This window comes from Sphingopyxis sp. SCN 67-31 (genome assembly GCF_001725095.1).
In genome coordinates this window covers 1-8,012 of sequence record NZ_MEFH01000223.1, presented here as the reverse complement: position 1 = coordinate 8,012, position 8,012 = coordinate 1, and the positions used below count along the sequence as shown (strand labels likewise).

The 8,012-nt window shown below is 66.6% G+C and carries 7 protein-coding genes and 1 pseudogene; 7 read left to right on the top strand and 1 reads right to left on the bottom strand.

Annotation, left to right across the window (positions count from 1 at the left end):
• Positions 1-21: 21 nt before the first annotated feature.
• Positions 22-693: an OmpW/AlkL family protein gene (locus ABS88_RS24655; protein ID WP_003041537.1), complete on the bottom strand. Its 672-nt coding sequence runs from the start codon at positions 691-693 to the stop codon at positions 22-24.
• Between the two features lie 162 nt (positions 694-855).
• On the opposite strand from ABS88_RS24655, the gene ccoN reads away from it, so the two are divergent.
• The 7 genes and pseudogenes from ccoN to ABS88_RS24620 all read left to right on the top strand — a co-directional run.
• A complete protein-coding gene (gene ccoN / locus ABS88_RS24650) occupies positions 856-2,514 on the top strand; it encodes a cytochrome-c oxidase, cbb3-type subunit I (protein WP_286750888.1) in 1,659 nt (552 codons plus the stop codon).
• Positions 2,515-2,527: 13 nt separating this feature from the next.
• Positions 2,528-3,301, top strand: a complete 774-nt coding sequence (gene ccoO / locus ABS88_RS24645) for a cytochrome-c oxidase, cbb3-type subunit II (protein ID WP_086456481.1) — start codon at positions 2,528-2,530, stop codon at positions 3,299-3,301.
• On the top strand, positions 3,298-3,456 hold the full coding sequence (locus tag ABS88_RS24640) for a cbb3-type cytochrome c oxidase subunit 3 (RefSeq protein ID WP_086456482.1): 159 nt from the start codon (positions 3,298-3,300) through the stop codon (positions 3,454-3,456). The genes ccoO and ABS88_RS24640 overlap by 4 nt, the downstream gene beginning before the upstream one ends.
• A pseudogene (ccoP, locus tag ABS88_RS24635) lies at positions 3,449-4,404 on the top strand (cytochrome-c oxidase, cbb3-type subunit III). Before ABS88_RS24640 ends, ccoP begins: the two are co-directional and overlap by 8 nt.
• Positions 4,391-5,863, top strand: a complete 1,473-nt coding sequence (gene ccoG, locus ABS88_RS24630; protein ID WP_286750887.1) for a cytochrome c oxidase accessory protein CcoG — start codon at positions 4,391-4,393, stop codon at positions 5,861-5,863. Before ccoP ends, ccoG begins: the two are co-directional and overlap by 14 nt.
• Positions 5,860-6,321, top strand: coding sequence for a FixH family protein (locus tag ABS88_RS24625; RefSeq protein ID WP_286750886.1), 462 nt, complete (start codon positions 5,860-5,862; stop codon positions 6,319-6,321). The genes ccoG and ABS88_RS24625 overlap by 4 nt, the downstream gene beginning before the upstream one ends.
• A partial coding sequence (locus ABS88_RS24620; protein WP_286750885.1) for a heavy metal translocating P-type ATPase occupies positions 6,318-8,012 on the top strand: 1,695 nt, incomplete at its 3' end. The genes ABS88_RS24625 and ABS88_RS24620, both read left to right, overlap by 4 nt.

Sequence of the window (8,012 nt, the reverse complement as noted above, 5' to 3'; positions counted from 1 at the left end):
CGATCAGCGCCGCGCGCCGCTTCAGAAGCGGAACGCCACCCCCGCGCTGATCACCCACGGGTCGAGCTTGTGCTTGGTTTGCAGCACTTCGGTCGTACCTGCATACCAGGTCGCGGTCGGGCGCAGGAAATAGCGCTTCGCATCGAACGAGACCGCCAGCCCCTTGTCGTTCACCGGAATATCGATCCCGGCCTGCACCGCGGCGCCGAACTTGTCGTTGATCTTCTGCCGCGTTGCGCCCAGCCCGCGCGTCGTCACGCCCGGCTTTTCGTCGATGAAGAAGAAATAGCTCGGGCCGGCGCCGACATAGGGCTGAATCCCGCCGTCGCGGCCGAAATGATATTTCAGCGTCAGCGTCGCGGGGATGATCTTGACGTCGGACACGAGCTCGGCACCCGCCAGCGCCCCGGCGCCGTCGACATCATGCTGGGTCACGCCCGCAATGGTTTCGAGCGAGACATTGTCAGTGACGAAATATTCGACCGCGATCGTCGGCGTGACATTGTCGTTCGCCTTGCTCTGCGTCCCGGCCGGCAGGCTGAGGCCGTCATATTTCACGTCGGTGATCTTGCCGTCGGGCGCGACGAGGGTCGCGAGCAGCTTCACCTGAACGTCCCCGGCCTTGGCCTGGGCCTGGCCCGGAACCACCATGGCAGCGGCCAGGGCAGCGAGGGAGAGATAATGCGTCTTCATGTCGTGACTCCTTGCGTTGACGAGCGCCTCCCTGCGCTTGCCCGCCGCGCCGCGCATTGATAAAATTGCTTGATCCTGGTCAATGTTTTGGCGGCCGCCCCCGTCCATGAGCGGTTCCCAGCCGTGCGGTCGAAGGGACCGCGCCAAGCAGGGACAAGCAATATGGACGGTGTGGTTTTAAAGGCGGGTGGCTGGCTGGCGCTGGCCATTCTCGCGCTCGTAATGGCGGCGCTGGCGGTCGATGCGCCCTTTGCGGTGCATATGGGGATCGTCGCGATCGCCTGTCTCGCCGTTCTGTGGGCAACCGTCTCGCGCGCCGATTTCGACGGCATCGCGCGCGGCATATTGAAAATGCCCGGCGATGAAGGCGTCTATGACGACGACCCGATCCGCTGGGGCGTGATCGCGACGCTGTTCTGGGGCACCGCGGGCTTCCTCGCCGGCCTCTATATCGCGCTGCAGCTCGCCTATCCCGCGCTCAACCTCGGCTTCGAATATACGACCTTCGGCCGGCTGCGCCCGCTGCATACCTCGGCGGTGATCTTCGCCTTCGGCGGCAATGCGCTCATCGCGACGAGCTTTTACGTCGTCCAGCGCACCTGCCGCGCGCGGCTCGCCCTTCCTTCGCTCGCCCGCTTCGTCTTCTGGGGTTATCAGCTGTTCATCGTGCTGGCCGCCACGGGCTATCTGATGGGCGTGACCGAAGGCAAGGAATATGCCGAGCCCGAATGGTATGTCGACCTGTGGCTGACCATCGTCTGGGTCGCCTATCTGGCGGTGTTCGTCGGCACGATCATCAAGCGCCGCGAACCGCATATCTATGTCGCCAACTGGTTCTACCTCAGCTTCATCCTGACGATCGCGATGCTGCACATCGTCAACAATCTGTCGCTGCCCGCCACGATCTTCGGGTCAAAGAGCTACGCCGCTTTCGCGGGGGTCCAGGATGCGCTGACCCAGTGGTGGTACGGCCATAATGCGGTCGGCTTCTTCCTGACCGCCGGCTTCCTGGCGATGATGTATTATTTCGTGCCCAAGCAGGCCGAACGCCCCGTCTACAGCTATCGCCTGTCGATCATCCACTTCTGGTCGCTGATCTTCCTCTATATCTGGGCGGGTCCGCACCATCTGCACTATACCGCGCTGCCCGACTGGGCGCAGACGCTGGGCATGGTCTTTTCGATCATGCTGTGGATGCCGAGCTGGGGCGGCATGATCAACGGCCTGATGACGCTGAACGGCGCGTGGGACAAGATCCGCACCGACCCGATCATCCGCATGATGGTGATGGCGCTCGCCTTCTATGGCATGAGCACCTTCGAAGGCCCGATGATGTCGATCAAATGGGTCAATTCCATGTCGCACTACACCGACTGGACCATCGGCCACGTCCATTCGGGCGCGCTCGGCTGGAACGGCATGATCACCTTCGCCAGCCTCTATTATCTCATCCCGCGCCTGTGGGGCCGGCCGCGGCTCTACAGCCTGCGCATGGTCAACTGGCACTTCTGGCTCGCGACCGTCGGCATCGTTTTCTACGCCGCCTCGATGTGGGTCGCGGGGATCATGCAGGGGCTGATGTGGCGCGAATATGGCCCCGACGGCTACCTCGTCTACAGCTTCGCCGAAAGCGTTGCCGCGATGCATCCCATGTATCTGATCCGGGCCACCGGCGGCGCGCTCTACCTGTCGGGCTTCGTGATCATGCTGATCAACGTCGGCTACACGCTCGCCGGCCGCGTCCGCGACGAAAAGCCGATGACCGAAACGCCCCACAACGCCGCGACGGATCGCCCGCTCGCGCCCGTTCCCGCCGAATAAGGAGGCCCCGACCATGGCAACCCAACCCGCCGAAAAGGGCTTCAGCCACAAGAAGCTCGAGCGCAACGTCAGCCTTCTCGGCCTCTTCGCGCTCGTCACCGTGGCGATCGGCGGTCTCGTCGAGATCGCGCCGCTCTTCTGGATCGACAATACGGTCGAAAAGGTCGACGGCATGCGGCCCTACACCCCGCTCGAACTCGCCGGCCGCAACATCTACATCCGCGAAGGCTGCTATCTGTGCCATAGCCAGATGATCCGTCCCTTCCGCGACGAGGTCGAACGCTATGGCCACTACAGCCTGGCGGCGGAAAGCATGTACGACCATCCCTTCCAATGGGGGTCGAAACGCACCGGGCCCGACCTCGCGCGCGTCGGCGGCCGCTATTCGGACGAATGGCACCGCGCGCACCTGATCGATCCGCGCAGTGTCGTGCCCGAATCGATCATGCCGCCCTATGCCTTCCTCGCCGAAAACGACCTCAAGACCGATGATCTGCGCAACGACCTGACCGCGCTCTATCGCGTCGGCGTCCCCTATACGAAAGAGGACATCGCCAAGGCGAACGAGGATCTGAAGGCGCAGGTCGATCCCGCCTCGGCCGCCGATCTGCAGAAACGCTATCCCAAGGCGCAGGTTCGCGATTTCGACGGCGATCCGACCCGTCTGACCGAAATGGACGCGCTCGTCGCCTATCTCCAGATGCTCGGCACGCTCGTCGATGTCGAAAAGGCCGCGCCGCAGGAGCAGGCGCATGTCGCCGACGCCCCGCAGGGGAAGGCGCCATGACCTATAATGATTTGAGGCACTTCGCCGACAGCTGGGGCCTGCTTGGCATGGCCCTGCTGTTCCTCGGCCTGATCGCCTGGCCCTTTCGCAAGGGCGCTGGCGACCGCAATCGCGAGGCCGCAACGATGATCTTCGAGGACGACGACCATGGCTGACAAAAGGCGCATCGACGAAGCCACCGGCACGAGCACGGTCGGCCATGAATGGGACGGGATCGAGGAGCTCAACACCCCGCTGCCGCGGTGGTGGCTGTGGACCTTCTACCTCACCATCATCTGGGCGCTCGGCTACGCGATCCTCTATCCCGCCTGGCCGATGGTGCACAGCGCGACCAAGGGCGTGCTCGGCTGGAGCAGCCGCGGCCAGCTCGAAAAGGAGCTCGCCGCCGAGGCGCAGCGGCGGGCGCCGATCGTCAACGCGATCGCCGCCACCCCGATCGCCGAACTGCCCGCCCGGCCGCAACTGATGCAGGCCGCGATCCAGGGCGGGGGCGCAGCGTTCCGCGTCCATTGCGTCCAGTGCCACGGTGCCGGCGGCGCCGGTGTAAAGAAGCTCTATCCAAGAAGCTCTATCCCAATCTGACCGACGACGACTGGCTGTGGGGCGGCGACCTCGCCGCGATCCACTATACGATCACCAACGGCATCCGGAATCCCGACGTGAAGACGACGCGGATCAGCCAGATGCCCGCTTTCGGCCGCGACGGCATCCTCGACGCCAGGCAGATCGACGATCTGGTCAGCCATGTGCGCGTCATCAGCCGTCAGGAAAAGCCCAGCGCCTCGTCGGCGCGCGGCGCGGCGCTCTTCTCGGCCAATTGCGCGGTCTGTCACGGCGCGGGCGGCGAAGGCGGCCGCAGCGTCGGCGCGCCCAAGCTGACCGACGCCATCTGGCTCTATGGCGGCGATCGCGCCAGCCTGGCCGCGACGATCAACCAGCCGCGCAACGGCGTGATGCCGCACTGGGGCGAACGGCTCGATCCGGTGACGATCAAGATGCTCGCCGCCTATGTCTATTCGCTGGGCGGCGGCGAAAAGGCGCCGGCACCCGCGGCGGTCGCCGCAGCCGCCCCGGAAGGACAGGGAGCCGATGGCCAGCCCTGACGATCTGACCGGCGGCAAGACGTCGCTCTACGCCGCCCGGAAGGCCGTCTATCCCAAGCGGGTGGACGGCCCCTTCCGCCGTCTGAAATGGGCAATCATGGCGGTGACGCTGGCGATCTATTACGGGACGCCATGGATCCGCTGGGACCGCGGCCCCTATGCACCCGACCAGGCGGTGCTCGTCGATCTTGCGCACCGGCGCTTCTACATGTTCCAGATCGAAATCTGGCCGCACGAATTCTATTATGTCGCCGGGCTGCTCATCATGGCGGGCATCGGCCTGTTTCTGGTGACGAGCGCGGTAGGCCGCGCCTGGTGCGGCTATGCCTGTCCGCAGACCGTGTGGACCGACCTGTTCCAGCATGTCGACCGGCTGGTCGACGGCGATCGCAACGCACAGATCCGCCTCGCGCAGGGGCCGTGGACCGCCGAGAAGATCGGCAAGCGCGCGCTCAAATATGCGATCTACCTGACCATCGCCTTCTGGACCGGCGGCGCATGGATCATGTATTTCGCCGATGCGCCGACGCTGACGCATGACTTCTGGACCGGCCAGGCGGCACCGGTCGCCTATGGCACCGTTGCGGTGCTGACCGCGACGACTTTCGTCCTCGGCGGCTTCATGCGCGAACAGGTGTGCATCTACATGTGCCCCTGGCCGCGTATCCAGACCGCGATGATGGACGAAAAGTCGCTGCTCGTGACCTATCGCGAGTGGCGCGGCGAACCGCGCGGCAGCACCAAGAAGGCGATGGCGCACCCCGGCGCCTTCGGCGACTGCATCGATTGCAACCAGTGCGTCGCGGTCTGCCCCACCGGCATCGACATTCGCGAAGGACCGCAGATCGGCTGCATCACCTGCGCGCTGTGCATCGACGCCTGCGACGGGGTGATGGCGCAGGTCGGCCGTCCGCGCGGCCTGATCGACTATTGCACGCTCGAGGATGTCGCGGCGGAAAAGGCCGGCGGCACGGCGCGCCCCGTGCGCAAGACGCTGTTTCGCCCGCGTACGATCATCTATTTTTCGATCTGGTGCGCGATCGGCGCCGCCATGCTGTTCACGCTGGGCCAGCGCACGCGGCTCGACCTCGCCGTCCAGCACGAACGCAGCCCGCTCTACGTCCAGCTTTCGGACGGGCATATCCGCAACAATTACACGCTCAAGCTGCGCAACATGGAAACGCGCCCGCGCGCGGTCGAAGTGACGGTCAGCGGGCTCAAGGATGCCGCGCTGTGGACCGAGGAGGGCTCGCGCGTCACGGCGGCGCAGCGGATTACGCTGACTCTCGCGCCCGACAGCGTCACCCGCGTCAAGCTGTTCGTCGCCGCCCCCGCCGCGGGCGCGGCGCGGCAGGATTTCACGATCGCGACGCGCGGCCTCGACGGCGATCCGCGCGGCGACAGCGAAACCATCCAGTTCGACCGGCCGCCGGCCGACAATCAGGAGCCCGGACAATGAACAAGGCGCGCCGCTTCACCGGTTGGCACATGACGACGATCCTCGTCGCCTTCTTCGCGGTCGTCATCACCGTGAACATCGTCATGGCGCGTTTTGCCCTCTCGACTTTCGGCGGCACCGTGGTCGAAAACAGCTATGTCGCGAGCCAGCATTACAATGAATGGCTTGCCCGCGCCGCCGCGCAGGACCGGCTGGGCTGGGACAAGAGCGCCACGCTCGATGCCGACCGCCACATCGAACTCGCCGTCGGCAGCCAGGGCAAGCCGCTCGACGGGCTGACCACGACCGCGACGCTCAGCCACCCGCTCGGCCAGTTGCCGGCGCGCGCGGTGCATTTCGCGCCGGCAGCGGACGGCCGCCTGATCTCGCGCGAAACGGTGCCGGCAGGCCGCTGGCGGCTCGACCTTTCGGTCCGGCACGGCGCCGACGAGGCCCGCTACCGGATCGATCTGCAATGAGCGTCGCCACCGCCTCGCCACTGGTCGAGCGCGACTTCGCGGTTCCCGATATCCGCTGCGCGGGCTGCATCTCGAAGCTTGAACAAGGGCTGGTCCGCGACCGGCGCATCGCTTCGGCGCGCGTGAACTTCACGGAAAAGCGCGTCCATATCGCCTGCACCCCCGACGCCGAGACGCCCGATCTGGTTGGCGCCTTCGCGCTGCTGGGGTTCGAGGCGCATCCGATCGGCGACGCCCCCGGCGAAGGCGATCCCGAAGCGGCGAGCAGCCGCGAATTGCTGCGTGCGGTGGCCGTCGCGGGCTTCGCGATGATGAACGTCATGCTGCTGTCGGTATCGGTCTGGTCGGGCGCCGAGGGCGCGACGCGCGACCTGTTCCACTGGCTGTCGGCGGCGATCGCGCTGCCGACCGTCGCCTATTCGGGGCGCCCCTTCTTCCGCTCGGCATGGCGCGCGCTGCGCCACGGCGGGACCAATATGGACGTGCCGATCAGCATCGGCGTCGTCATCACCAGCGCGCTCAGCGTCTACGAAACCGCGACGCACGGCCAGCACGCCTATTTCGACGGCGTCGTCATGCTCCTCTTCTTCCTGCTCTGCGGACGCTGGCTCGACAGCGTGATGCGCGACCGCGCCCGCGGCGGCGTTACCGCCCTGCTCCGCAACATGGGCACCGGCGCGACGGTGCTGCGCGGCGAAGGCAGCGGCCATTGGGTCGATGCGACCGCGCTTCAGCCGGGCATGGTGATGCTGGTCGCCGCCGGCGAACGGCTTGCCGCCGACGGGGTCATCGTCGCGGGGTCGAGCCAGATCGACCTGTCGCTGCTCACCGGCGAAAGCGCGCCGCAGGCGGTGCATGTCGACGACCATGTCCACGCCGGTACGCTCAATCTCGGCGCGCCGATCCGCGTCCGGATCACCGCCGCGGGCTCCGACACCGCCATCGCGGATATCGCGCGGCTGATGGGCGAAGCAGCGCAGGGCAAGTCGCGCTATGTCCGCATCGCCGATCGCGCCGCACGCTTCTATGCGCCCGCGGTCCACACGCTCGCGCTGCTCGCATTCACGGGCTGGATGATCGCGGGCGCAGGCTGGCATCATAGCCTCCTGATCGCGGTCGCGGTGCTCATCATCACCTGCCCCTGCGCACTCGGCCTTGCGGTTCCGGCGGCGCAGATCGTCGCAGCGGGGGCGCTGATGCGGGTCGGTGTGCTGATCAAGGACGGCTCGGCGCTCGAACGCATGGCCGAGGTCGACCGGGCGCTGATCGACAAGCCGGGGACGCTGACGCTCGGCCGGCCGGTCGCCACCGATCTCGACGCCGTCGATCCCGCCCATCGCCCGCTGCTCCTCGCGCTGGCGCAGGCCAGCCGTCACCCGCTCAGCGAAGCGCTGACGCGCGGCTTGTCGGCGCTGGGCGTGGTGCCCGAAACGGTCCAGAATATACGCGAAACGCCGGGCTTCGGTATCGAGGCGGACTGGCATGGGCACAAGGTCACGCTCGGCCGCCCGCAAAGCCCCGCGGCGGGCACCGCGCTGGCCACCGAACTCGCCATCGACGGCGATCCGCTGGCGACGATCCGCTTCGCCGATCAGCTTCGCCCCGACGCACGCGCCGCAATCGACGCGCTGGCGGCCGAGGGAATCGATGCGACGATCCTGTCGGGCGACCGGGCCGAGGCGGTGGCACCC